General features: G+C 72.4%; 22 protein-coding genes. 7 read left to right on the top strand and 15 right to left on the bottom strand.

Annotated features, from left to right (window positions below; genetic code table 11):
• Positions 1 to 20: 20 nt before the first annotated feature.
• A complete protein-coding gene (locus ACFQ6S_RS18055; protein ID WP_383410110.1) occupies positions 21 to 899 on the top strand; it encodes a RimK family alpha-L-glutamate ligase in 879 nt (292 codons plus the stop codon).
• Here ACFQ6S_RS18055 and ACFQ6S_RS18050 read toward each other — a convergent pair.
• From ACFQ6S_RS18050 to ACFQ6S_RS18005, 10 genes are all read right to left on the bottom strand, one after another.
• Positions 896 to 1,495, bottom strand: coding sequence for a hypothetical protein (locus tag ACFQ6S_RS18050; RefSeq protein ID WP_383410107.1), 600 nt, complete (start codon positions 1,493 to 1,495; stop codon positions 896 to 898). The two genes, ACFQ6S_RS18055 and ACFQ6S_RS18050, sit on opposite strands and share 4 nt — an antisense overlap.
• Positions 1,461 to 2,264 (bottom strand): FkbM family methyltransferase, encoded by an 804-nt coding sequence (locus ACFQ6S_RS18045; protein ID WP_383410104.1) that lies wholly within the window; start codon positions 2,262 to 2,264, stop codon positions 1,461 to 1,463. The genes ACFQ6S_RS18050 and ACFQ6S_RS18045 overlap by 35 nt, the downstream gene beginning before the upstream one ends.
• Positions 2,261 to 2,500 (bottom strand): Trm112 family protein, encoded by a 240-nt coding sequence (locus ACFQ6S_RS18040; RefSeq protein WP_383410101.1) that lies wholly within the window; start codon positions 2,498 to 2,500, stop codon positions 2,261 to 2,263. The genes ACFQ6S_RS18045 and ACFQ6S_RS18040 overlap by 4 nt, the downstream gene beginning before the upstream one ends.
• Positions 2,497 to 3,420 carry a hypothetical protein gene (locus tag ACFQ6S_RS18035; protein WP_383411274.1) on the bottom strand — a complete coding sequence of 308 codons (924 nt, stop codon included), beginning with the start codon at positions 3,418 to 3,420 and terminating at the stop codon, positions 2,497 to 2,499. Before ACFQ6S_RS18035 ends, ACFQ6S_RS18040 begins: the two co-directional genes overlap by 4 nt.
• 24 nt (positions 3,421 to 3,444) lie before the next feature.
• The gene (locus ACFQ6S_RS18030) at positions 3,445 to 4,179 is read right to left on the bottom strand and encodes a methyltransferase domain-containing protein (RefSeq protein ID WP_383410098.1); all 735 of its coding nucleotides are present in this window, start codon (positions 4,177 to 4,179) and stop codon (positions 3,445 to 3,447) included.
• Positions 4,176 to 5,579: a condensation protein gene (locus tag ACFQ6S_RS18025; RefSeq protein WP_383410095.1), complete on the bottom strand. Its 1,404-nt coding sequence runs from the start codon at positions 5,577 to 5,579 to the stop codon at positions 4,176 to 4,178. Before ACFQ6S_RS18025 ends, ACFQ6S_RS18030 begins: the two co-directional genes overlap by 4 nt.
• The gene (locus ACFQ6S_RS18020; RefSeq protein ID WP_383411271.1) at positions 5,576 to 10,201 is read right to left on the bottom strand and encodes an alpha-(1->3)-arabinofuranosyltransferase family protein; all 4,626 of its coding nucleotides are present in this window, start codon (positions 10,199 to 10,201) and stop codon (positions 5,576 to 5,578) included. The genes ACFQ6S_RS18025 and ACFQ6S_RS18020 overlap by 4 nt, the downstream gene beginning before the upstream one ends.
• Positions 10,198 to 10,923, bottom strand: coding sequence for a class I SAM-dependent methyltransferase (locus ACFQ6S_RS18015; protein WP_383410092.1), 726 nt, complete (start codon positions 10,921 to 10,923; stop codon positions 10,198 to 10,200). The genes ACFQ6S_RS18020 and ACFQ6S_RS18015 overlap by 4 nt, the downstream gene beginning before the upstream one ends.
• Before the next feature lie 97 nt (positions 10,924 to 11,020).
• Complete coding sequence (locus tag ACFQ6S_RS18010) at positions 11,021 to 12,205, bottom strand: glycosyltransferase family 4 protein (RefSeq protein WP_383410089.1); 1,185 nt, start codon at positions 12,203 to 12,205, stop codon at positions 11,021 to 11,023.
• Positions 12,206 to 12,423: 218 nt separating this feature from the next.
• Positions 12,424 to 13,410, bottom strand: coding sequence for a DUF3068 domain-containing protein (locus ACFQ6S_RS18005; protein WP_383410085.1), 987 nt, complete (start codon positions 13,408 to 13,410; stop codon positions 12,424 to 12,426).
• A gap of 234 nt (positions 13,411 to 13,644) precedes the next feature.
• Here ACFQ6S_RS18005 and ACFQ6S_RS18000 point away from each other — a divergent pair, with 234 nt between their 5' ends.
• The 3 genes from ACFQ6S_RS18000 to ACFQ6S_RS17990 all read left to right on the top strand — a co-directional run bounded on the left by ACFQ6S_RS18000 (position 13,645) and on the right by ACFQ6S_RS17990 (position 15,424).
• Positions 13,645 to 13,797, top strand: a complete 153-nt coding sequence (locus ACFQ6S_RS18000; RefSeq protein ID WP_167348315.1) for a hypothetical protein — start codon at positions 13,645 to 13,647, stop codon at positions 13,795 to 13,797.
• 2 nt (positions 13,798 to 13,799) lie between these two features.
• A complete protein-coding gene (locus tag ACFQ6S_RS17995; protein WP_383410082.1) occupies positions 13,800 to 15,047 on the top strand; it encodes a PucR family transcriptional regulator in 1,248 nt (415 codons plus the stop codon).
• 113 nt (positions 15,048 to 15,160) lie between these two features.
• Complete coding sequence (locus tag ACFQ6S_RS17990; protein WP_383410080.1) at positions 15,161 to 15,424, top strand: hypothetical protein; 264 nt, start codon at positions 15,161 to 15,163, stop codon at positions 15,422 to 15,424.
• Positions 15,425 to 15,431: 7 nt separating this feature from the next.
• On the opposite strand, the gene ACFQ6S_RS17985 is transcribed toward ACFQ6S_RS17990, so the two are convergent.
• Positions 15,432 to 16,001: a DUF2269 domain-containing protein gene (locus ACFQ6S_RS17985; protein ID WP_383410078.1), complete on the bottom strand. Its 570-nt coding sequence runs from the start codon at positions 15,999 to 16,001 to the stop codon at positions 15,432 to 15,434.
• 122 nt (positions 16,002 to 16,123) lie between these two features.
• Here ACFQ6S_RS17985 and ACFQ6S_RS17980 point away from each other — a divergent pair, with 122 nt between their 5' ends.
• The gene (locus ACFQ6S_RS17980) at positions 16,124 to 16,600 is read left to right on the top strand and encodes a hypothetical protein (RefSeq protein ID WP_383410075.1); all 477 of its coding nucleotides are present in this window, start codon (positions 16,124 to 16,126) and stop codon (positions 16,598 to 16,600) included.
• 13 nt (positions 16,601 to 16,613) lie between these two features.
• Here ACFQ6S_RS17980 and ACFQ6S_RS17975 read toward each other — a convergent pair whose 3' ends face one another.
• A complete protein-coding gene (locus ACFQ6S_RS17975; protein ID WP_383410073.1) occupies positions 16,614 to 18,695 on the bottom strand; it encodes a TerD family protein in 2,082 nt (693 codons plus the stop codon).
• A 262-nt stretch (positions 18,696 to 18,957) separates the two neighbouring features.
• Between ACFQ6S_RS17975 and ACFQ6S_RS17970 the strand changes: the two genes are divergently transcribed.
• Together ACFQ6S_RS17970 and ACFQ6S_RS17965 are read left to right on the top strand one after the other, a co-directional pair.
• Positions 18,958 to 19,731, top strand: coding sequence for an IclR family transcriptional regulator (locus ACFQ6S_RS17970; RefSeq protein ID WP_383410070.1), 774 nt, complete (start codon positions 18,958 to 18,960; stop codon positions 19,729 to 19,731).
• A complete protein-coding gene (locus ACFQ6S_RS17965; protein ID WP_383410068.1) occupies positions 19,728 to 20,576 on the top strand; it encodes an SMP-30/gluconolactonase/LRE family protein in 849 nt (282 codons plus the stop codon). The genes ACFQ6S_RS17970 and ACFQ6S_RS17965 overlap by 4 nt, the downstream gene beginning before the upstream one ends.
• A gap of 6 nt (positions 20,577 to 20,582) precedes the next feature.
• On the opposite strand, the gene ACFQ6S_RS17960 is transcribed toward ACFQ6S_RS17965, so the two are convergent.
• The 3 genes from ACFQ6S_RS17960 to ACFQ6S_RS17950 are packed head-to-tail and all read right to left on the bottom strand — an operon-like array spanning position 20,583 to position 23,813.
• Positions 20,583 to 21,983, bottom strand: coding sequence for an FAD-dependent oxidoreductase (locus ACFQ6S_RS17960; protein WP_383410065.1), 1,401 nt, complete (start codon positions 21,981 to 21,983; stop codon positions 20,583 to 20,585).
• A complete protein-coding gene (locus ACFQ6S_RS17955; RefSeq protein ID WP_383410062.1) occupies positions 21,976 to 23,205 on the bottom strand; it encodes an MAB_1171c family putative transporter in 1,230 nt (409 codons plus the stop codon). Before ACFQ6S_RS17955 ends, ACFQ6S_RS17960 begins: the two co-directional genes overlap by 8 nt.
• Entirely contained in the window at positions 23,202 to 23,813 is a 612-nt protein-coding gene (locus ACFQ6S_RS17950; protein WP_383410059.1) for a toxin-antitoxin system, toxin component family protein, read from the bottom strand. The genes ACFQ6S_RS17955 and ACFQ6S_RS17950 overlap by 4 nt, the downstream gene beginning before the upstream one ends.
• Between the last annotated feature and the right edge of the window lie 165 nt (positions 23,814 to 23,978).

The following is a 23,978-nucleotide window of genomic DNA, read 5'->3' as shown; positions in this document are numbered from 1 at the left end:
TTCCCGTGGAGGAACCCGCCGTGCCCCGCACAGCCCTTGTGACCTGCCGCCCCGGCCCCGAGATCAGCGTCGACCGCGATCTCCCCGTGCTGGTGCGGGCACTGCGGGAGGCCGGCGCCGAGGCCGACGCCGTGTACTGGGACGACGACGCCGTGGAGTGGGACGGATACGACCTCGCCGTGATCCGCTCCACCTGGGACTACAGCTGGCGTGCCGAGGAGTTCCTGGCGTGGGCGGAGCGGTGCGGCAAGGCCACCCGGCTCGCCAACCCGGCCGCGGTGGTGCGCTGGAACGCCGACAAGCGCTACCTGGGCGAGCTCGCCGAGGCCGGGGTGCCCGTCGTGCCCACCCGCTACTTCGCGCCCGGCGACGACACGGGTGCCGGCCTCCCGGACGACCACGAGTACGTCGTCAAGCCCACCTCCGGCGCGGGCGCGCGATTCGCCGCCCGCTACTCGCCCGACGAGCACGACACGGCCGTACGGCAGCTCGCGCGGATGCACGCGGAGGGGTTCACCGCGATGGTGCAGCCCTACGTCAAGGGCATCGACGTCAGCGGGGAACGGGCGCTGCAGTTCTACGGCGGCCGTCTGCTGCACGCCAGCCGCAAGGGTGCCGTCCTCACCCCCGGCACCCCCTACGACCAGCGCAAGGTCGCCCACCCCGGACTGGAGCGCTGGACCCCGACTCCGGCCGAACTCGCCGTCGCCGAGCGCGCCCTGGCCGCCGTACCGGATCCCGAGGAGCTGCTGTACGCGCGCGTGGACCTGGTCGACGGGGAGGACGGGCAGCCGCGGGTCATGGAGCTGGAGTTGGTCGAGCCGAACCTCTTCCTGTCACTGCACACCGACTCGGTACCGCGCGTGGTGGAGGCGATCCTGGCGGCGGCCGGCGCTTAACCGGCGACCGCCACCCGCTGCAACAGCCCCCAGGTGAACTCGGCGACCACCTCCCGCCGCACTCCCTCCGCGTCCGGCGCCGTGAACGCCAGGCCCCATCGCGTCGGTGCCGTGCCCTCCAGCGGCCGGGCGGGGGCGAAGGCGCGGGCCGCCTCGTCGACCGTGCAGGACCAGGGGGTGAGGTCGGCGAGGGTGCGCAGGGCCGGGCCGGTGCCGCCCGGGGTGCGTACGAGCCACTCGTTCCACACCGCGCCGTTCGGGGCGAGCAGCACCTCGAAGCGGAGGTCGGGCCAGAGGGGGACCGGCCAGAGCCAGGCCTCGCACTCCAGGTCGCCGACCTTGCGGGTGACCACGGACTCGGGCGCCCCCAGCACCGAGCGGTACCGGGAGGCGGCCCCGCGCGCCCTCGGCGAGCGGACCATCGCCTGCCACCGCTTGTTCGCCTCGCGCATCTCGGCGAGGGAGACGCCCAGTTCACGGCGGGCTTCGTCCACGAGGTCCGGGTTGTGGTCGGCCATGCGGCGCAGCAGCACCAGCTGGAAGTCGAGCGGGGTGAACGGGCTAGCGGGGCGCTTTCCGGAAGGCATGCGCTCCATCGTCGCCGATCGGACGGCGGCCGTCGGGGAGAAAGAGGACCGAATTGACGTACCGCGGGCCGCGGAACGGCAGCACGCGGCGCAGCAGGCCCCGGGTGACGACATGGCTTGCCTCGGCCTGGTGGGCCGCCAGCGGGAAGCGGGACAGCGGGATCCACTCACGGCCGGGCAGGACCCAGCCGTCGTAGCCGAGCAGCGACAGATACGTCACCACCGGGCCGATCGGCTGGATACGGGACTCCAGCTCGATGAACAGGGCGGGCCGGTCACGCGCCAGGATGGCGGTCGCCCCGCGCAGCACGGCGAGCTCGCTGCCGTCCACGTCGACCTTGACGAACCCGACGTCCCTCAGGCCGAGTTCGTCGAGGGTGACACAGCTGACCGGCAGTGCCGTGGCGTGGATGTCCCGGCGGACCAGGGAGGACACGCCCCGGTCACCCGCGTCGTGCGGCGGCAGCCAGAGCCGGGCGGCGCCGGGGCGCTCGGCCGCCGCGGCCTGCACGACCCGCACGTTGGGCGGGGCCGTCGCCGCCAGGAGCCGCGCCAGATGAGGCACCGGTTCCACGGTCACCACCCGGCGTGCCCGCCGCGACAGCCGCCGCGTCCACGGGCCGTACCACCCGCCTACGTCGACGGCCGTCCCGCACTCGGCGGGACACAGCTCCGCCAGCCGGGCCAGCTCCGGCTCGAAGCGCGGGTACACCGCGCGGGCGACGGCGGCCACCAGGCGGGTGGGCAACAGCGGGGCGAGGTTCGCGGCCAGGGTCATGGAGCCATCCGTTTGAGGAGTTCCTCGTGTTCGTCGTCGGAGACCTGCTCCCCGGAGGCCGGCAGCAACTGCGGGATGCCGTCCACGATCGGGTACCGGCGGTGCAGGCGCGGGTTGTACAGCGCCTCGGCGGTCTCCGCCGCCTCGGGTGTGGGCGCGTCCGGTACGACGAGGTGCAGCGGTCCTTTGTCGAGCGGGCAGGCCAGGATCTGCAGCAGTGGGTCGTCGGGTTTCATGGTGGGGTCAACTCCTTGGCGCCGATGGGGGGTTGGGGAGCCGGTGCGGGCCGGTCGTGCCGGGGCATCGACAGCAGTACGGCGAGGGCGAGCGCCGTACCCGCGACCCGCAGCGCCAGCCGCAGCGGGTCCTCGGGCAGCGACTCGCCGAACGACAGCGTGCCGAGCACGGCCGTGTAGAGGCAGGTCACCGTCGTGCACACCGGCACGATCAGCGAGGCCCGGCAGCGCTGCAGTGCCGCCTGCGACATGACCAGCCCGAACGCGCCGGTGAACAGGAGGAGATACGGATACGGGGAGCTCAGCAGGTCCAGCAGGGCGGCGACCGGTCCGCTCGTCGTCAGATGGCTCGACACCCCCTTGATGGCCAGCGAGCTGACCCCGTACAGCAGCCCCACCGCCACGCCGTACTCGACACCGGTCGTCGGCAGCCGGTGCCGGTGCCGGGTCCTGCGCTCGGCGGAGTTGTACAGCCACACGCCCGCCGCCAGCGACGGCACGCACACCAGCAGGATCAGCGGATACGGGGCATGCCGGCTCACCGTCTCCCCGCCGCCCGGACCTTCGCGCAGGGAGAGCACGACCATCAGCAGCGCGGCGAGGATCGCGCCGAGCGCGTACCGCTCCCGTCCGCTGGTCGCCTCGCCCAGCAGCCGAGCGGAGAGCAGGACGAGCAGGACGAGCCCGGAGACGAAGATGCCCTGCGCGGCGGCGATCGGCAGGGTGCGGTAGACGACGAGCTGCGCCGCGAAACCGGCGGCGAGGGAGAGCGACCCGCCGATCCACAGCGGGCTGCCGAGCACCAGCCGCAGCAGCCGGGCGGGTTGCCGGACGCTCACCTCCGGGAGGGCGGTGAGCGCCCGTTTCTCCAGGACGAAACCGAGGCTGTACAGGGTGTTCGCCAGCAGGGCCGCAGCCACTCCCCACCACATGGTCCCGCCTCTCTACGTCCGTCGTGCGTGCAGCAGCAGGATCGACGCGAGCGACGGTCTGGCACAGGCCAGCCGGTCGAGGGGACGCAGCGCGCGCGGTACGCCGTGGAAGGGCGCGCCCGCCAGCCGTACGACCTCGAAGCCGGACGCGGCGACGAACTCCCGCAGCGCACGGGCCGTGTAGAGCCGCAGATGCCCCACGACCTCCCGTCCCGGCCGCCCGTGGATCGCCCGCAGGCTGACCTCCGAGAACACCGGCTGCACCCCGGCCAGCAGCAGGGCGCGGTTGTACCAGGCGGCCAGGTTCGGGGTGGAGAGCATGAGATGGCCGCCGGGACGCAGCACCCGACGGATCTCGTCCAGCGCGGCGTCCGGATCGACGAGATGCTCGATCACCTCGCTGAACAGCACCGCGTCGGCGGATCCGGACCGCAACGGCAGCCCCCCGTCGGTGAGTTCACCGCGAACGGCGTACGGGATCCGGGTGCGGGCCCGGCGCAGGGCGTCCTGGGACCAGTCGAGGCCGACGATGCGGTGGCCGGTGAGGTAGGGGGCGGCGGTCGCGGCGGCGGTGCCGTCGCCGCAGCCGATGTCGAGGATCGTGCGGGGGTGACCGGCCGCCGGGCCCAGTGCTTCGGCGAGCATGCGGGCCTGGCGGCGGCTGCGGGGGGTGCCGGAGGCGACGGGGACGGCGGGGTTCTCGTAGAAGTCGCGGAGATCCTTGGGGGGTGGGGCGGTCGTCGTCACGGGGTCACCTCGGTGGTGTGCAGATAGTGCTCGAAGAGGTCCCGGAGATGGGCGCCGTCGCCGTGGCTGAGCAGGGCCCGCGACCAGCGCAGGGCGAGATGGAGCCGGCCCGCGGTCGAGGCGGTGGTGACGGTCAGGCCGCGCGGCATCCGGGCGGGCGCCGAGAACCACACGGCGTGCGCGCGGCCGGCCTCCTCGCCGAAGTCCAGGGCGTACGGGATACGGCCGATGTTGCTGAGGAGGGTCGTGGACGTCCAGGGCGCGGCGGCTCTGCGCAGGCCCCGGGTGAGGGCCGCACGCCAGGAGACAGGGGTGACGGGGGCGGTGAGCAGGGCGGCTCCGTGGCCGAGTTGGGGGCGCGGCAGCGACTTCAGGGCGCGGGTCCTGGTGGCCGTGCGGTGCAGCAGGGCCGGCATGCCGGCGGGGTCGTGTGCCGCCAACTCCTCCGGCGCGAAGGGCACTTCGACCAGCCGGGTGCCGTTGCCGATGGGCATGGTGGCGTCTCGGGGGCGGTCGTCCACGGGCATGGTGATGCGAAGGGGGCGGGGGAGGGCTCCGTGTTCCCTGTTCCAGTGGGCGAGGGTCAGGGCCGTGGTCACCATGAGCTGGTCGTTGACCGTGTAGGGGGAGCCCTTGGGGCGGTGGGGGAGCGGGAGGTCGGTGACGAGCAGGCCGTTGCCGGGGGAGGGTTCGGGGGTGCCGGGCGCCACCCGCGCGGGGCGGGACCAGTTGGAGGGCGTGTCCTGCGGGGGCGGGGGTGCTTCGGAGGTCGTGCGGATGGGCGCTGCGGCCGGGGAGTTGTCCTTGCCGCCGTAGAGCTCGGCGGCCGTGGCGAGGACGCGGAGACAGGCGGGGCCGTCCAGCGCGGTGTGGTTGATGGTCAGGAAGAGGACGGTCCCGTGTGATCCGCCCGGCCCGCGGGCGGCCGGCGCGCCCCCACGTCCCGCGCCCGCCTGACCGACGGCGTCCGTCGCCTCGCTGCCCTCCACGGGCCCCGCTCCCTGCACCACCTCCAGCCTGATCGGCGGTGACAAGGACAACGGCGGCGCCTGAGTCAGCGCCCGGGTCCGCGCATCCCGCAACGCGTCCCGCCCCGGCACCGGAAAGCTCACCACCGCCACGTCCGGCTCCGCCGTCAGTTCCCACTCGTACCGGCGCCGATACCACCGTCCCGGCGCCTCCCGCATGAGAATCCGGGGGTGCCGGCGCAACGCCTCCGCGAAGGCGGCACGCAGGCGCCCCTCGTCCAGCCGCCCCGGAAGATGCACCTCGATGTGCACCGTCTCCGGCTCCTCCTCCTGGAGACAGTGCCGGGCGACCTCGTCCACGACGGGGAACGGGATCCGTGCCGGAGGCCGAAGCGGACCCCCGGCACGCGCGGGCTGCTGCAGCGCGGTCATGTGGCCTCGCCCTTCCCCGTGTCCTCGGGCCGCGCCTCGTCCTCGGGACCGGTCGCCCGGAATCGCGGCTTGCGCGGCGAGATGCGCGCGGTGGGCGGATCGGGCTCCGGCCCGCCGGGGCCGCGTGCGGAGACGGTCGGCCCGGACGCGGGCCGGGCCTCGCCCGCCCCGGGTGGCTCGGTACCCAGCGGACTCCGCCCGCGTTCCCGCTGCGGCAAGCGCCGAGTCGGCGCCTCAGGCGCGGTGGCTCCCGATCCCGGAACCCCGCCTCCGGCGACGGGCGGCAGGACAGCCGTGGAGCCGGACGCGCCTGCTCCCAGCCCACCCGCTCCCGCCGGACCACGCGTGCCTCCGCCCGGTCCTCCTGACCCGGCCTCGAATCCGCCGGGTCCTCCCGGGCTTCCGGGGCTCGCCGCGTACTCTCCCGGTCTCACCGGACCGCCGGGATCTCCCGAGCCGGACGCGAACCCGCCCGATCCTCCCGGCCCACCCGAGCCGGCGCCCGCCGGCGCGGACTCCCGTACCGCCACCACCCCGGCGAACAGTCCGATCAGCGCCAGCAGTTGAGCCGCCGGGCCGAAGGCGCCCTCTTGCGCGCCCACCGGTTCCCCGGCCCCGATCGCGGCGGCGATCCCCGCCCCCGCGAGCGCCGCGAACGCGATCGGCACCAGCAGTGTGTGCCTGCGCCACGCCAGCACCGCGAGCGCCGGCACCAGCAGTGCGAACCAGCCGGCGATGAACACGCCGACCACCGTCACGGCCACCGTGCCCAGCCACAGCCCCGGCAGCGGCGGGGCGGGCTGCGGCTCGTCGGGGTTCGGGGCGCGCCGGCGCCACAGGGCCAGCCCGGCCAGCAGCGCGACGGCGACCGCACTGCCGATCAGACCGGCCTCGTAGGTCACCGCCGGTTCGTACGACAGCTCGACCGTGCCGCCGGCGCCCGCCGGGATCCGCCAGCCCTGCTGCCAGCCGTCCAGCCGGACCGGCGTCAGTTCCTTGCCGTTCAGCGTGGCGTGCCAGCCGTCGTTGAAGTTCTCGTACGTCGTCAGGTAGCTCGCCGCGCCCGAGCCCACGGTCACCGCGCGCCGGTCGCCGAGCCAGTCCCGTATGCCCAGCTCACGCCCTGCGGCAGCGGCCTCGGCCACCGTGCCGCGCGTCAGCTTCACGTCGGTGACGGTGAGCGGCCCCGCGTCGCCGGCCTCGACCCGGTGATCACCGGCGGAGAGCTGCAACTCGATGTCGTCACGCCCTTGCTGGCAGAGCGTCACCTCCACCTGTCGTCGCTCCACCAGGTCCCGTACGGTCCCCCGCACACCGGTCTGGAACAGCTCCCCGTCCACCGAGACCACCGGCCCCTTCCCGCACGGCAGCGAGAACGTCCGGGAACTCTTCGGCCGGGGCGTGCGGTACTGGTCGAGGGCCGGCACGTAGGCCTCCGTCAGGCCCACCGGCAGTTGCAGGTCCTCGTCCACCATCGGGTTGTAGAGGGTCAGCGGGGCCGTCCCGGTGATGGTGATGTCCAGCCGGTCGGTGGTGATCGGCGGGAAGCGGACGTTGCCGTTCTCGTCGACGCCCGCGATGGCCGCGCCGTCCGGAGAGCTGATGTGCACCTCGGTGGGACGGGTGGCCAGACCCCCGGCCGGGGCCAGCACGATCTCCCCGACCGCCTGCTTTCCGGGCCAGCGCAGATGGATCGTGGGCCGGTCTCCCGCGATCCACGCCGTGGTGAGGTCGCCGTCGGTGAGGTTGCGCGGCGACAGTCCCGCCCCCAGCCGGGCCGTGGAGTCGGCGGTGGCGACGATCCGGTTCCGCTGGTCCGGCGCCACCTCGTACAGCAGCTCGTCCAGCGCCTCGCCGGCCACCGGCACCGCACTCGCCCGCACCTCGTACGTCCCCGCCGTGGACGTGGTGAAGCGGCGGTGCAGTCCGGCCTCCGTGCCCGTCGGCGACAGCCCGGTCGGGTCGGCCGCCCGGGACAGGGAGACGATCTCGGCGGCGGCCGATGAGCTCCCGGCGTCGGTGGGCAGCCGCAGCAGGCGGGTCACCTGGACGTCCGGCAGGGCGATCTCGGAGAAGCCCGCCCCGGTCAGTCCGGGCCGCCGGGAGACCGAGTCGGTGATCGTCAGCTTCATCCAACTCGTGGCGCCCGCAGGCGCCTTGACGGTCTGCGTCATGCCGTTCGGCCGGAGGAAACTGCTCACCGACCCCTTCTCCGTCTCCACCCGCACCCGTGTCGCCGCCTCCCGCACGCCCTCCTGCGGCAGCGGAGTGACCTTGAACGACGACGGCATGTCGTACGACCCGCCCGCGAAGGCGATCCGCAGCCACTCCCCGTCCGGCGACCCCTCCGAGCCCTCGGCCCACGCCGTGTCCGGGTTGCCGTCGAAGGCGTTCACCGGGTCGAACTGCGGGAGATGGAAGAGCCAGCTGCCGTACGAGGACGCCGTCACCGAGCGCGCGCCGCGCAGCTCGGCCACCGTCTGGTGACCGAGGCCGGTGGTGGGCAGGATCTGGTGCGGTTCCTCGCCCGCGTCCTGGGCGGCGTCGGGCGCGTTGCGCTCGTTGCGGGTGTATGTGTACGACGTGTTGGCATTGACCAGGCCGAACCGGGTGTCCGCGCGCCGCAGCCCGTCCCCGACCACCTGCACCTGCGGCGAGCCGAGCCCCGGATGGTTGTCGCCGGTCAGCACGCTCGCCCTGCCCCGCAGTTCGGACGCCAGCGGCAGCAGCGCCTCCGGGCCGCCGGAGACGACGGCCGTGTCGGCGACCGGCTGGAGCCCGGCCTGGTGCGGGCGCGGCACATCCTCACCGGCCGGCTTGTAGATCTCCACCGCCCGCTGCCGCGGATACAGCCCCTCCACCTGGAGGGGGGTGCCGGAGGCGATCCGGCCACCGGTCATGACCGGCCCTATTCCGGTCACCCGCTCGTACCCGGACTGTTCCAGGGTCCGCTTCACGGTCGTGGTCGGGACGGAGCCGATCTGGTCGGGATCGAGGTCGTTGCGTACGACGACGTAATGGATCCCCGCCCGGCTCAGATAGTCGGCGAGCCCCGGCACTTCGCCGCCGCTCGTCAGCGCCTGCTCGACGGCGTCCATCGCGCGCCGGTTGCCGGGGGTGCCGAAGGGCACGTAGTCCCGCTGCGCCCAGCGCGAGTCGGCGACCACGTCCAGGGGCTGGTCGATGGTCGAGCCCCAGGTGTAGATGCCGTGCGCGGTGGCCGGTACGACGAGGGCGCGGGCGTCGGGAGAGTACTTCTTCATCCAGTCGGCCGTGGTCTGCCAGTACTTGGGGATCTCCGTGAAGGAACCCGGGCTGAGGATCGAGCCGTTGAGGTACGGCCACATCAGTCCCGGCAGCACGAGCACGGCCGCGATCAGCGGCGCGAACCGCCGTCCCCGCACCGGCCGCGCCCCGCGCCCCTCGGCCGCCACGCCCGCCAGATGGGCGAGCCCCAGCACCAGCGCCAGGGCGAGCCCCGTCTGGAACTTGTAGATGTTCCGGAAGGGCACGAGCCCGCCGTCCAGCCAGTCCTGCACGACCCCGTGGAAGGGCGCCCCGAAGGCCCCGCCGTACCCGGCGAGCAGGATCAGCGCGACCGTCACCACGGTCAGCACCAGCCAGCGCCGCTCCGGCATGTCCCGCCGGGCCAGCCCCGCGAGCCCGAGCCCGGCGGCGAGCGCCGAGCAGACGATCACGACGGCGGACGAGGCGACGGTCCAGCCGGCCGGCAGCCAGGCGTCACCGAAGTGCAGATAGGCCACCCAGTTCCCGCCGCCGCGCAGCGCCTCGGTCGCGGCCATGGTGTCGGTGGTGGTCTGTGAACTCTCCACGTACGGAAGGAAGTTCTCGCCGTACGCGCCGAGCAGCAGGAGTGGGATCACCCACCAGGCGGTCGCCAGGATCACCCCCGGCACCCACCACGCGATCAGCTTCCGTTGCCGTGGCCCGGGCGGCCGGGAGAGCAGATACAGCCCCACGGGGAGCAGCGAGGCCAGGGTCGAGGCCGCGTTGACGCCGCCCATGAAGGGGATGATCAACGCCGACCGCAGCGCGGCGACCCGGGCGGTGTACCGCTCATCGGTCAGCGGCAGCAGCACCCAGGGCAGAAACGCGCCCGGCAGGGCGGCCGCCGACGTCGACCCGACGACGATGGTGAAGACGGGCCACAGCGCGTACGCCACGGACGCCACGAGCCGCGACCCTCCGCTCCCCACCCGCAGCCGTTCGGCCAGTCGCAGGGCACCCCAGAAGGCGACGGACACGATCAGCGACAGCCACAGCCGCTCCGCCAGCCACACCGGCAGCCGTACGACGTCGGCCAGCCAGTAGAACGGCAGCATCGGCCACAGATAGCCCGCGTACTGGTCCTGGATCCCGCCGAAGCCGCCCTCGTCGTGCCACAACTGTCCGAGGTCGGCGAGGAACTGGCCCGGATCGACGGTCACACCGAGCTTGGTGTCGAAGGTCTGCCGCCCCGGTTGCACCGCCAGGAGCAGCACGAACACCACGGCCCAGAATCCCAGCAGCCAGCGCCGCGACCGCGGGCCCTCCGGCGGACCGGAGGCGGGCGCGGAGGTGGGCACGGCTGCTGGGGGAGGAGCCTGGACCGTGGTCGTCATGGTGGACACCGCCGGAGGATGAGGAGGAGGTTCCAGGTGGCGAACTCGCGTAGGCCGGGCACCTTCACGACGGTCTCCGCGAGAAACGGCCAGTAGCGGGACCGCGCCGAGACGATTTCCACGTCGTCGCGGGCGCGGACCTGCCGCAGGGTGGTGCCGATGTGCACGGCGAAGAGGTTCTCGCCGAGGGTGTGCTTGGCGGCCCGTCCGGTACGGCGCCGGTAGCGCGCGCGGGCCCGCTCGGCACCGAGGTAGTGCCAGGGGGCCCACTCATGGCCGCCCCAGGGGGACAGCCAGTTGGTGAACGACACGTAGATCAGCCCGCCGGGCCGGGTCACCCGGGCCAATTCGCTGAGAAAGGTCCCCGGATCGGCCACATGCTCCAGCACATTGGAGGAGAAGGTGACGTCCGCGACCCCGTCACGCAGGGGCAGCAGATACCCGTCCGCGACAACGGCCGCTTCGGGCGGCTTCTCCCCGAGTTCCCGCAGATCCGGCTCGAACAGGTAGGCGTAGGCGCCGCGCCGCCGGAACTCCTCGGTGAAGTACCCGCCGCCGCCGCCGACATCGACGACGACCCGCCCGCCGACGGATCCGTCGTAGGCCTCGACCTGGTCGACGGCGTCACGGGCGAGAAGCGAGTAGCAGGCTTCGGGGTCGTCCTGTTCCCGCATGAACGCACGGAAGAGGGTCAGCGACCGCCGGAACGAGGGGTCCTTCATGTCACCGGGCAGCTGGGTGCCCGGTAAGGGGCGCGGGGAACTGCGCGACCGGCCGCGTACAACCGGCACCCGCGCACCGGCCGCCCCACCGCCCCGTTCAGGCGCCACGACACACCGCTTCCGCCGCAACCGCCCGGAACTGCCGAACCGTCCGTTCCCACCGATACCGAGCAGCCCGATCCCGCGCCGCCTTGCCCATCAACTCCCGCCGATGTCCCGACAGGGCGAGCGTGCACCAAGCGGCAGCGAACGAGGACTCGCCCTGCGCCAGCACCCCCGTCTCCCCGTCCACGACGGAATCCCGCAGCCCGGGCACGTCAAAGGCAATGGCCGGCGTCTCCCGGGTCGCGGCCTCGGTGACGACGAGCCCCCATCCCTCGATCGCGGACGGATGCAGCAACAGCCACGCCGCACACAGCAGCCGGTGCTTCTCCGCCTCGGAAACGTGCCCTGCGAACTCGACGCCGGGACCGGCGAGCGCCTCCAACCGTCCACGTTCGGGCCCGTCCCCGACGATGACAAGCCGGCCGCCGGTGACCGGCCGCACCCGCTCCCACAACCGCAGGAGCAGATCGATCCGCTTGTACTCGACAAGCCGTCCGACGGCGACGAACAGGGGCTCGGAGGAACGGTCGCCCAGGGGGCCGGGCTCCTCGACCCCGTTGTGGACCACTCGGATACGGTCCCGCTCGACGCCGATCGCCCCCAGCGCATGCGCCGTGGACGGGGACACGGCGACCAGCAGGCCCCGTTGTTGCGCACCGGTCAGCGCCCAGTGCTCGAGTCTTCGACCGAGCCGAGCGGCAGGCGACATCGCCCCGCCGAACCGCATCTGCCACAGATCGGTGTGCACATGATTGACCAGGCACAAGGTCGGCCCGCGATGCCACAGCGGTGCGAAGTACGGCATCCCGTTGCAGACCTCGACCAGCAGATCGCAGTCGCCGACCTGACGGGCGAAGGCGGATCTGGCGCGCAGATAGTGGCCGTAGGAACCGCCCGCGGACACGACCCGGTAGTCGCGGTAGGCCGCGGGGCCCCCGCACAGCAGGGTGACCTGGTGGCCGAGCCGGGTCAGCCCGTCGGCAAGCCGGTCGACCAGCAGCTCGGAGCCGCCGGCGGCCTCGTTGCCCAGGTCACGATGGGCGAGAAAAACGATTCGGCGCGGATGTGGGGGGAGCGCCGGGGAGTGCTGCGATGTCCAGGGGAGACCGGCACGATGGGGGTCCCCCCGCTCGAGCGAATTCGAGAACGGGGGAGGGGAGGGCACGTGCTGGGGCATGGGTGCTCCAACTCGTCTCAGGGTGCGGAACTCAGCGTGGGGGAGGGAGGGTTTGGGTTCCTGTGGGGGGAATCGAAGATTTTCGGGCGCTTTACGGTCGTTGTGCATGGGGTGTGGACAGGCTGTGTCCGGGTGGGGTTGGACAGTTTTCGCCCAGCAGTTCGCCACGGCTACTCACCGACGTGACAATTTCGGGCTTTGTTAGAGCTGACGTCACGTCACATTGTGAGTGAGGGCTGGGGCATCTCGACCGTACCGGGTGATTCCGGGCGCTTACGCCCGCGTACCACCAAAAAGACGCCTACCGCCGCAAGGCCGAATCCCGCCCCGGCCGCCCCGATCGGCAATGTCCCGCCCACCAGCCGCAGTTGATCGGTGTCCTGCCGTGCCTGGCGCACGGCCTCCTTCTGCGTGGCCGTGGTGAACGCGATCTTCTCGCTGTCCAGCAGCACCGCCGCGTCCTTCTCGCCATCGGGCGCCCGCAGGGTGCGGCGCGGGCCGGTCTGGGCGTAGATCACCCGGCCGGTGCGCTGGTCCACGACCAGCTTGAACCCATGGTTGGAGTACCACTCCTCGGCCAGCACCTGCGGGCGGTTCGGCTGGTCGACGATGCTGCCGGGGACCAGCCGGGTGCCGACCTTGCGGGGTGCGACCTCGGCGGTGAACCGGTACCCCGTGTAGCCCTGGATCTTCTCGGTGCCGTCGTAGCGCATCGTGACCGTCGTACCGCCGGTGTTGTCCCACCACTGGTAGGAGCGTTTCTGCACGTCGAACGGGAACTTCAGATAGGCCTCGCCCTCGATGTACGGCTTCTCGCCGCAGCAGTGCACCGGCCCGGTGCTCCGGCGGTCCATCACCCAGCGGTGCGGGGTGTAGTCCAGCGCGTCGTGCGGGTCGGCGGCCGGCAGGGACTTGTCGGTGTCGACGGTGGTGATCACGTCCCAGACGGCGTTGCCGCTGCGTTCGCTCTCCGCCACGTCGCCCCGCACCCGCTGGGTGACGGTGATCGTCTGGTCCGGCACGGTCTCGATCTTCTCGGTGTCGAAGACGCTGCCGGTGCCTTTGTAAACGGCTGTGGTGTCGATGTCGATCGGGTTCACGGCGGCGCGCGGTGTCACGTACCAGACCAGCAACGGCGCCAGTACCAGCAGAAACGTGCCGAGACCCAGCAGGATCAACGAGACAGGTGAGGCTGTACGGCGCATCCGGCACTCCTGGGGGGTTGACGCACGGTCGATGCTCGGTCGATGCCTGGCCGTTCTTGGGCCGGGAACCGTAGGCGTCTCTTGACGGAGTGTCAATGTCTTGACGGGGTGACCGGGCTTGTCGAGACTGGGCCCGACAGGCAGGGGTCGGGACCGGGCTGACGGCACCGGGTGGGGACGACTCCCGGGACCTCCGGGCTTCCGGGACCTCCGGACAGAGAGGCTGACCCTGCGATGTCCAGACTGCTCGCCGCCGCGCTGACCGTCGCGCTCGCCGCCGTGCTCGCGGTGGGTGCCGCGCTCGGCGTCGTCGCGCTGCTGGAGGCGACACCCGACCAGCCGAACACCCCCTTGATCACCTACGAGCAAGCGGGCCAGGGGAGTTGACCGTGGCCGCCACCCGCTCCACGGCGGCCCCGGCCGCCGTGACCCGCTCGGCCTGGCGCGACGTACCCCGCTACCAGGTCCGCCGTTTCGCGGAGCTGGCCATGGCGGACGCCCCGGCCCTCGCCGAGGAGATCCTGGGCGAGATCCAGCGCGAGTACCCCCAACTGCCGGTCGTCCTCGACGAGTCGGGCGAGCCGATGGCACTGGTCGGCATCCGGCGCGCGATCGAGGTCTTCGTCGAGCACCTGGAGAAGTCGGAGGGCCGCCCGACCGTCCCGCCGGGCGTCTTCCAGGACTTCGGCCGCGGCGAGGGCTACAACGGCCGCTCCCTGGACTCCCTCCAGGCGATCTACCGGTTGGGCGTACGGCTGGCCTGGCGCCGTTTCGCCGAGATCGGCCAGCGCGTCGAGATTCCGCCGCCCGCGATGTACGAGTTGGTGGACGCGGGCTACGAGTACCTCGACGGCCTGGTCGACCAGTCGGTGCGCGGCTACGCCGAAGCGGCGGCACGGCAGGCCGGCGAGCGGCTTCGCCTCCAACGCCGGCTGATGGAACTGCTGCTGGCCGAGCACCACCGGGGCGACCCGGCCGACGCCCTGTCGGAGCGGGCGGCCCGGATCGGCTGGCCGCTGCCCGAGAAGGTCGCGGTGGGCGTGCTGCTGCGCCCGGCGCGGGAGGCGCTCGCCCCGGCCGTGGGGCAGGGGGTGCTGCTCGACCTGGAGTACGAGCAGCCGCGCATGGTCGTGCCCGAGCCGGACGCCGCCGGCCGCCCCGAACTGCTGCACCGGGCCCTGTGCGGCTGGTCCGGGGCGATCGGCCCCCCGGTCCCCCTCGCCGACGCGGCGAAGTCGCTGCGCTGGGCCGAGGCCGCCGTACGTCTGATGGAACGGCGGCTGCTGCCGGCCGGTGAGGTCCTGTACTGCACCGAGCACACGGAGGCGCTGGTGCTCCTGCAGCCCGAGGAGCTCATCGACGACCTGGCGGTGCGGTGTCTGGCGCCGTTGGAGAGCTGCGGGCCGACGCATGGGCGGCGGCTGGCGGAGACATTACTGGCGTGGCTGGAGACCAGGGGCGGGGCGCCCGAGGTGGCGGCCCGCCTGGGGGTGCATCCCCAGACGGTCCGCTATCGGCTGCGCCAGATCCGGGAGCTGTGGGGCGAGGAGATGGAGGACCCGGACCGGCGGTTCGAGCTGGAGCTGGTGCTGCGGGCGCAGCGGTTGCGGGGGGTGCTGGGCGGGACGCGGAGATAGCGGAACGCCCGTGGTGGGGGCGGGACTTCGTCGGCATGTCGCCGCATGTGCGTGGGAGGTTGCCCGGTGTGGAGGCACTTGTGCGGGGTGCCCGGAGCGCGCATCGTGGCCGTATGCCCGACAACCCGGAGTTACACATCTGGCTCCAGCCCGTCAAAGGCGAACCGCTGACCGTGCGGACCTGCGACTTCGCGACCCTGGACTCGGCGGTCGTGGCCCTGAACGAAGCCTTCGACGAGGGCCGCACCCTGCGCTTCGAACTGACCGCACCGGACGACGCGGAGAACGGCTTCGCGCTGGTCAACTTCGCCCACGTGGTGGCGGTGAAGGTGTGGCCGGGGGCGGGGAAGGGGGCGGACGACGGGCAGTACCTGTAAGGGCCGGTCAGGCCGTCTGACGGGCCGGTCCGGCGCTGTCGGCCCGTCGGCGGGTGGACGCGGCGCGCAGCCTGCGCCCGCGCTTCGTCAGCCCCCAGGGCTTGAGGATCGAGATCACCGTCATGAAGACGTACGCGGAGAGCGACACGATCGGCCCGAACAGGACGTCACCGGCGTCGGGCAGCGGGCCGCCCGCGGCCACGGCGGCGACCGCGGAGTTCACGCCGGGGCGCAGGGCGAAGACGGTGGCGGTGGCCGTCGCGAGGGTCATCCAGAACTTGACGTAGACCCAGCGGTGCCGCGCCAGACCCCACTGGGTGCCCAGCGACAGCACGACCCCGCTGACCAGCGTGAGGAACGCGACCGGCAGCAGCAGCCAGTCGGCGAACAGCTTCATCGCCCGCACGGACGCCTCCACGGTCACCGCGGACCCGGTGCCGGCCGCGGTGATCCCGAGCGCGAGCAGCCCGAGCGTGAGCCCGACCCAGCTCGCCGAGGCGACGACATGGACGACGAGCGCGGCCCGGCGGGCGGGACGGCTGAGTTTCCTGGAGGATGCGGAAGACGTGGAAGGCATGCCCAACACCGTGCCGGGCGCGAGCGGCGAGCACGTCTGACAGCGGGAGTAACCCCGTGTACTGGCGTCGGCGTACCCGGCGCCACCCCACCTGCTCCGCCCGCGCCCCCGAGGAGACCCCGATGCGGCAACCGACCCCGCACCCCGCCCTGCGCAAGCTGGACGTGTTCGTCGGCGAATGGGACCTGTGGGCCGCAGACCACAGCGTCGGCCCCATCCGGACGGAGTTCGCCTGGCTGGAGAACGGCGCCTTCCTCGTCCAGCGCGCGGACGTCGGCCCCGAGACCTCACTCCCCGGCGAGTGGGGCCCAAACGCCCCCTTCCCCACCGTCGCCCTGATCGGCTACGACGACACGGCCGACGAGTTCACCGTCCTGTACGCCGACGGCCGCTCCGTCGCCCGCGTCTACCGAGGCACGATGACCGACCGCACCTGGCACCAGTGGCGCACCGCCCCCGGCCTCCACCAACGCCTCACCGTCACCGCGACCCCCGACGGCACGACGATCGAGGGCCGCTGGGAGCAGTCAGCGGACGGAGAGCGGTGGACGACGGATTTCGATGTGACGTATGTGCGGACGGGGAAGCCGCAGAGTTGACGAAGTCGACTCCCTAGGCGCCGGCGGGCTCCTTCGCCGCCGCTCGTGGCGATGCGGGGCGGTCCAGGTGCACCGCCACCGTCGTATACAAGCGGTGTACGGCGTCGTCCACGCTGCGGATGAAGCCGGACTCGGCGTTGCCCCGGGTGCTTCCCATGCCCTTGAAGAGAGTCAGGCGGAAGCCGGTGATCCGGGTGGCGGTGTTCTTCGGGAGCAGGTCCCCCGGCTCGGGGCGCAGGCGTTCCAGGGTGCCGCGGGGGCCTCCGGCGTCCCCTTCGACCAGGGTCTCCACATGGAGGTCGGCCGGTGCCTCGGCGAGACGTCGGACGAGGCGTTTGACCCAGGTGAGCGGGTAGCCCTGGTCGGGGGCCGGGATCTGCAGCGACGTACGGAGCTTGCCCGTGCGTAGATCGGCGCTGACGGACAGGACCCCGGGGGTGCCCTCGATGCGGAGCTCCGCCTGAAGCCTGCCGTCCAGGCATAGCTGGTCGGCGAGCTGCGCTCTCCGGGCGCCGGGGTCGGTGCCACGCTTGGCGCGCTGCACGGGGAGGACCTTCTGGCCGAGCTCGCCGCCCAGGCGCAGGCACACCTGGCGGACGAGACGCTCCCAGCTCTCGACTACCTCCAGAGCCCGCGGGTCGCCCTGGCACAGGGTCTCGTCATCGATGCCGTTGCGAACGGGGACCCAGGCCGAGCCCATGTTCTGGAAGCCGTGGCAACCGGAGTTCTCGTGCTGGAGGTAGTGCAGCAGCTCCTGAAGCAGCCAGGCGTGCGACGCGTTCCCGACTCCCTCGTGGCGGATCAACATCTGTGCCTGGTGGGCGACTTCTGCCCACGACAGATGCCACATGGCCACCTTGTGCTTCCGGCGTCCGTCGATCTTGACGTCGACGAGCGGGCTGCCCTCCAACGCGACGTCGTTCGACAGCGTGATCACTGCCTCGTAGCCGCGCCGCGCGGCGATGTCCATGTACGCCTGGACCTGGTCGGCCTTGAGGGAGTTGCCGTTGGTCTTGGTCTCCACCAGGGCCGTCCACAGCTTGCCTGCCCGCTCGACGCGGACCACCCCGTCGGGACGGCGTGGTGTGTCGCCGTGCGGCAGCGAGACCTCGGTGAACGTCTCCATACGGCCCGCCGGCGCACCGAAGGCGGCCGTGAGCCGCCTGCCGAACTCCGGTACCTGCGCCATCACCGACAGCAGCACCGAGGTGGCTCGCATCTCCCGGTCGCGGTCGCTCTTGAGGACGGAAACCGGGAAGAGCCTGGCCTCCCTCCAGGACTCGTTCTCCGCCAGCGACTTCCTGGTCACCTTGGGCAGGGTGACCTTCTTCTTGGCCGTACGGGGCCGCGCCGCCGCCTGCTTCGTCGGGCCGGTCTCGGCGGCGTCCGGACTGCGGGGAGCCGGGACCGCCTCCAGCGTCGCGGCCGGAGCGGCTGGGGTCGTCGGCTGCGACTGACCGCTGCCGCTCGCCGAGCGGGGCGCTTCCAACGCGGACCGAGTTTCCTCCTCGGCAGGAGCGTCGGACTCGACCAGCGCCTCCACCTCTGCCTCGGTCGCGTCGTCGTCGATGTCGACCCCGAAGTCCGTCGCCATCCCGGCCAGGCCGCGTTCGTAGCCTTGACCGACGGCACGGAACTTCCAGTCCTCCCCGCGCCGGTACAACTCCCCGAAGATGATCGCGCTCACCGCGTCGACGTCGTCGATGGCGAACCGCAGGAGGCTCTCGCCGGCCGCGTCGGCCAGCCTCACCTGTACGTCCTCCAGCTCTCCGAAGCGGGCTTCGCCGTACCGGCTCGCGGCGACCACGACTCGCTCGACCTCCGGCGGGGCCGCAGTCAGATCGAAGCAGATCCGGTCCTCGTTGCCGTCCTCCGTGGGCGTCTTCCCCAGGAGTTGGACACTGCCGTCGGCGGCCACCGGGTTGTTGTAGAAGTAGAAGTCGGCGTCACTGCGGACCTTGCCGTTCTCGTCCAGCAGCAGAACCGACACGTCGGCGTCGCCCTCACCGGTCGGGCTGATCCAGCCGAGGCTGACGATCACCGTGCCGACGTCCTCGCTGAGGGCCGTCAGCGACACGTTCGAGCCCTTGGTCATTTCGCGCACAGAATCCCCCCATATCACTCACCTGGGGGCGCGCCTAAGCCGTCACCCCAGGTGCCTCCCCGTGCAGCGGATTGTGACCTGCCGCACACGGGCAACGGTACTGGCCATGCATCGAGTCCGAGGAGCTTTCGGGCCGGTCCGCGCACGGCCATTGCCCGGTCAAACGGAATTTGAGTAGCCTGTGTTCGTTATCCCGATCGGCTGTTGAAATATCGAACGCAGCCTCACTGACACCCAAGGGAGGGCGCCGGACGTGGGACGCCTCGTACCAGCCGTGACCCGGGCTCTCGACATTCTCGAGCTCTTCCTCGACGGGGACGGCACGCTCTCCGCCCCCGACATAGTGCGCAAGCTCCAGCTGCCGCGCACCACCGTGCACGAGCTGGTCACCACTCTGGCCGCCCGGTCGTACATCGTCCAGGTGCCGGGTCAGCCCGGACGGTACCGCCTGGGCGTCCGGCCGTACCAACTCGGCAGCCGTTACGCCGAGCAGCTCGACCTCGCGGCCGAGGGGCAGCAGGTCGCGCGGTCCGTAGCCGAGACCTGTGACGAGACCGTGCACGTGGCGATCCTCGAGGGCACCGACGTCATCTACATCGCCAAGGTCGACTCGACGCACGCCGTGCGGATGGTGTCCGCCGCCGGTCGCCGGCTGCCCGCCCACTGCACATCCGTCGGCAAGATGCTGCTGGCCTCGCTTCCCGAGTCGGAACTCGGCTCCCGGATTCCGGACGGGGCCGAGCTGGTGGCCATGACACCCAACAGCATCACCGAGCCCGGCGCTCTGCGCGAGGCCCTCGCCGAGATCCGGCAGCGGGGGATCGCCGTCGAGAGCCGGGAATCCAACCCGGATGTGTCGTGTGTGGCCGCGCCCGTGCGGGACCGCACCGGGCAGGTCGTCGCCGCCCTCTCCATCTCCGTCCCCATGATCCGCTGGAGCGACGAGCGCCGCGCCGAGCTGGAGCAGCTCGCCGCCAAGGGGGCCGCCGAACTGTCGGAGCGTCTCGGACACCGGAGCATGGCGTGACGGCGCGCTACGAGGTCGCGGTCCGGGCGGAGGCCCAGCTCGGCGAGGGGCCGACCTGGGACGCGAGCAGCGGGCGGCTGCTGTGGATCGACATCCTGGGGGCACGGGTCCACACCTACGACCCCGTCTCCGGGCGACGGACCGTCCGCACCACCGACCAGCACATCGGCGCAGTCAAGCCGCGCGCCGGCGGCGGGCTCGTGCTCAACCTCCGGGACGGGGTGGGACTGCTCGACCCGGACGACACCTTCCGCTGGCTGCACCGCGAGCCCGTCCCCGGCCGCCGCGCCAACGACGCAGCCGTCGCCCCCGACGGCTCCCTGTGGGCGGGCACCATGCGCTACGACGAGGCCCCGGGCGGCGGCAGCCTCTCCCGGTTCACCGGTGACGGATCGGCCGAGGTCGTGCTCGACGACGTCGCGGTCAGCAACGGCACGGGCTGGAGCCCGGACGGCAGCCTCATGTACTACGTCGACTCGCCCACCCGGCGCGTCGACGTCTTCGACTACGTGGACGGCGGTGTCGCCGGCCGGCGGCCGTTCGCCGAGATCGAGGACGGCGCCGGCTTCCCCGACGGACTGACGGTGGACGCCGAGGGCTGTGTGTGGGTGGCGCTGTGGGACGGCGCGGCGGTACGGCGTTACACGCCGAGCGGCGAGCTGGACCGGGTGATCGAGCTTCCGGTGCCCCGGGTGACGGCGTGCGCCTTCGCCGGACCCGACCTGACCGACCTGTACATCACCACGGCCCGTACGGGACTGGCGACGCCGCCCCCGCTGTCGGGCTCCCTGCTCGTCGTACCCGGCGCGGGCAAGGGACTGGCACTGCCGGCGTTCAACGGCTGAGCCGCCCTACGGCACCCCCGCCGCCTTCAGCTCCTGCGCAGTCAACGGCGGCCCGCTCAGCGCCGGCTTGAGCGGGCCGACCAGCGCGGCCAGCAGGACGGACGGCGTCAGCAGCACCTGCGCCCCCCGCTCCAGCGACGTCACATCCGTCACCCGCCGGGCGATCCGCCCGTTCCCGGTGGCGGTGTGCAGCAGCCGGCCCACGTACGCCGCCAAAAGCCGGTCGCGCAGGGTGGGGCCGTCCGCGGTCGCCCCGGGATAGAAGACGTCCATCCCGAGGGCCAGATCCCATGCCGCCGACGCCGGTCGCGCCACGGCCCGCTGGATCCGGCGGGACAGCCGGGCCGTTCCCCAGCCGTGCCGCCGTACCGTCTCCCGCAGGGCGAGCGCACTCTGGGCGGCGACGGACATGCCGTGCCCGTAGATCGGGTTGAGTGCGCACAGCGCGTCCCCGAGTACGGCGAAGTTGTCGGGCCAGGCCGGCATCCGCTCGTAGTGATGGCGCCGATTGGCGGTCGTCCGTGTGTACGCCACGTCGGTCAACGGCTCGGCGTGCGCGAGCAGTTCGGCGATGACGGGGTGCCGCAGCCGCTCGCGGGCGTAGGGCAGGAAGGCATCGGCCTCGGTGGGGGGTTCGGCGCCCCGGGAGCCGAACAGCGTGACGAGCCACCGTCCGTCCTCGATGGGCTGGAGCACGCCCCCGCACCCGGGCTTCCCGGCCCGTGGGTCCGGCTGGACGTTGACGACCGGGAACCCTTCCCGCGCCGCCTCGGGCGCCCGGAACACCCGACTCGCGTACGCCACCCCGGAGTCGACCTCACGCCGCTCGACCGTCGGCAGCCCGAGCCCCGTCAGCCAGAGCCCCGCACGCGAACCGCGTCCCGTGGCGTCGACGACCAGATCGGCCGTCAGGATCCGCTCGGCGGCGGCACCGTCGGCGGCGCGGATGCGCACGCCTCGCACGGCCGCCTCCGTACCGATCAGCCCGAGCACCTCGGTTCCCTGGAGCAGCTCGACGCGTTCGTCTGCGAGGACGGCCGCCCGGATCGTCGCGTCCAGCAGGTCCCGGCCGCACAGCAGCATGTGGTGCGACTCGGCCCACCGCCGGTACCAGCCGTAGGGCGACAGCGCCACGATGTCCGTGGTCACCGGCAGCCGGTGCGCCCCCGCGTCCTGCAGCCGTCCGACGATGCCCGGCAGCAGCTCCTCCAGGGCCCGCGCCCCGCCCGACCACAGCTGGTGGACGTGCCGGGCCTGCGGCAGGCCCTTGCGCGGTTCGGGGCCGGCCGGCAGCACGTCGCGTTCCACCACGGTGACGTGGTCGGCGACATCGGCCAGCGCACGGGCGGCGAGCATGCCGGAGAGGGAGCCGCCGAGTACGACGGCGGTGGTGGGGCGGTCAGTCATGTACGGGCACGTTTCCTGCTGGGGCGGCCGTGCGGGCACGGACCGCGTCGATCTCGTCGGGGTTGCGGAGGGCTCGGGAGACGGCGCCGATCTCCCGCAGCAGATCCGCGGTGTCGGGGTGGCCGCTGCCGCCCTCGTCCGGGGCCCGGCTCCTGCGGTGGGCGGCGTCCTGGACGGTCAGGGCGGCGGCGAGCGCCTTCGCACGGTCGGGCGTGAAGCCGAGGCCGAGCGCGGCGGTGTACGACCGCGTGTGCAGCTCCTCGTCGATGTGCCGGGCCAGCGGCAGCAGGACGTCCCGGATGAAGGTCTCGCGCCGGATCAGCCGCAGTTCCGGCGACGCGCGCAGCACGAACGGCACGCCGTAGCCGTTGACGGACTTCATCAGCAGGTACAGGGGCCGCAGTTGGTGGTGGGCGAGGCGGACCCGCCAGCGGTCGTGCAGATACTGGCCGGCGTGCGGGAGGATGAAACCCACCGCGATCAGGATGGCGGACAGACAGGCCACCGGCGGCGCCAGATCGGTGCTGAGCCAGTCCAGGTCGTTGCCCGTCCAGCGGGTGACGACGGCGGTCAGCTTGGCCGCGTCGAAGATGAGGTTGAGGGCGTAGCCGACGCCCAGGCACACCAGCCCCCAGCGCAGCCAGGCGTCCAGACCGTCCGTGCGCACCCAGTTCCAGATCAGCCGGGACGTGATGAGTACGGCGGTGCAGTGCGCGAGGAGGTAGAGCAGTGTCTCCTCACGCATGAACGGCGTGTTGGCGTAGTACGTGTCCAGGTCCCGCACCCGCTCCACGGGCGCGTCCGCCAGGGCGAAGAGCACCCAGAGGGCCACGATCACGCCCGCGTAGGCGCAGATGACGAGGCGCATCGCGCGGCGGGTCTCGGCGTTGCGGTCGGACAGGCCGTTGCGCCAGGCGATGATCAGCAGCAGACAGGAGCCGCAGAACGCGGTGAGCAGGGAGTACACCAGCGGCGCCGCGATGTTCGGTACGCCCGTGACGCGGTTGACCCAGGCGATCGTCGCCGGGGCCGCGAACACGAACACGGCACAGGCGAGCAGCAGCAGGCCGCCGACCGCGCGCAGCAGCGGGTCCCGCCACAGCCGGATGATGGTGGGCAGCTTGATCGCGAGCGCGGCGGTCAGTACCACGGTCGGGATCCAGAACGAGATGTACACCTCGCCGAGGACACTCGAGGGGTCCTGTGCCAGCACGGTGTTCACCGTGTCGCCCTCCCGCTCCCGCGATAGCCCAGCGAACGCTGCAGCGGGCCGAGCGGCGCGTCCGGGTCCTCCCGCGGCATCAGTGGCCGGAAGGCGGCGGCCAGCCGGTGCCCGAAGTCGTCGGCCTCGGCCTCGTCCCGCTCCCGGGAGCCGGTGCGCGCGGCCACCGCGAGGGCCGTGTCCCGCCAGCCGGGCGTGCCCGCGAGCGCGTGCGCGGCGGCTGTGCCGTTCGTGTGATGGTGGCCGTGCCCGGCGTGCAGGTGCCACAACTCATGGCCGAGGACGACCAGTCGCTGCACCGCCTCGGCCCGCTCCTCGACGATGACCAGGTCGAAGTCCTGGAACTCCACCCACAGCCCGGTCACTTCGATCTCGTCGGGGAACCGCTCGAACCGCAGCTCCACCGGCCGCCCGCCGCGCCGCGCGCTCATCTCCGCGCACAGGGCGTGGCACAACTCGTCCACGTCCTGCGGGGGGTGGGGTCTGGAACGCACGGCCGCGCTCAGGTCGGAGGCCAGGTCGCGCATCCCGGAAGCGGCGTGAGAGCGCCGCGGCCATAGCGCCGAAGCGACCCGGGCCGCCCTCTTGCGCGCGCCCGCGATGTCCATCGCACCCCCTGTTCCTCCGCCGCTCGGCGGGCCGTTCGAGCCTACGCGGCCCGAACTGTCCGCGTCATGTGATCCGGCGACCGTTGTTCAACCGGGAACGACCACGCTGTCACCGGGAACGACCGCCGTCTCACCGGGAACGACCGTCACCGCTCGAAATTCGTG

It is taken from the genome of Streptomyces sp. NPDC056479 (assembly GCF_042795335.1).
Lineage (GTDB): Bacteria > Actinomycetota > Actinomycetes > Streptomycetales > Streptomycetaceae > Streptomyces.
Note: the sequence above shows the minus strand (reverse complement) of the source record. Positions and strands in the feature narration are given on the sequence as shown.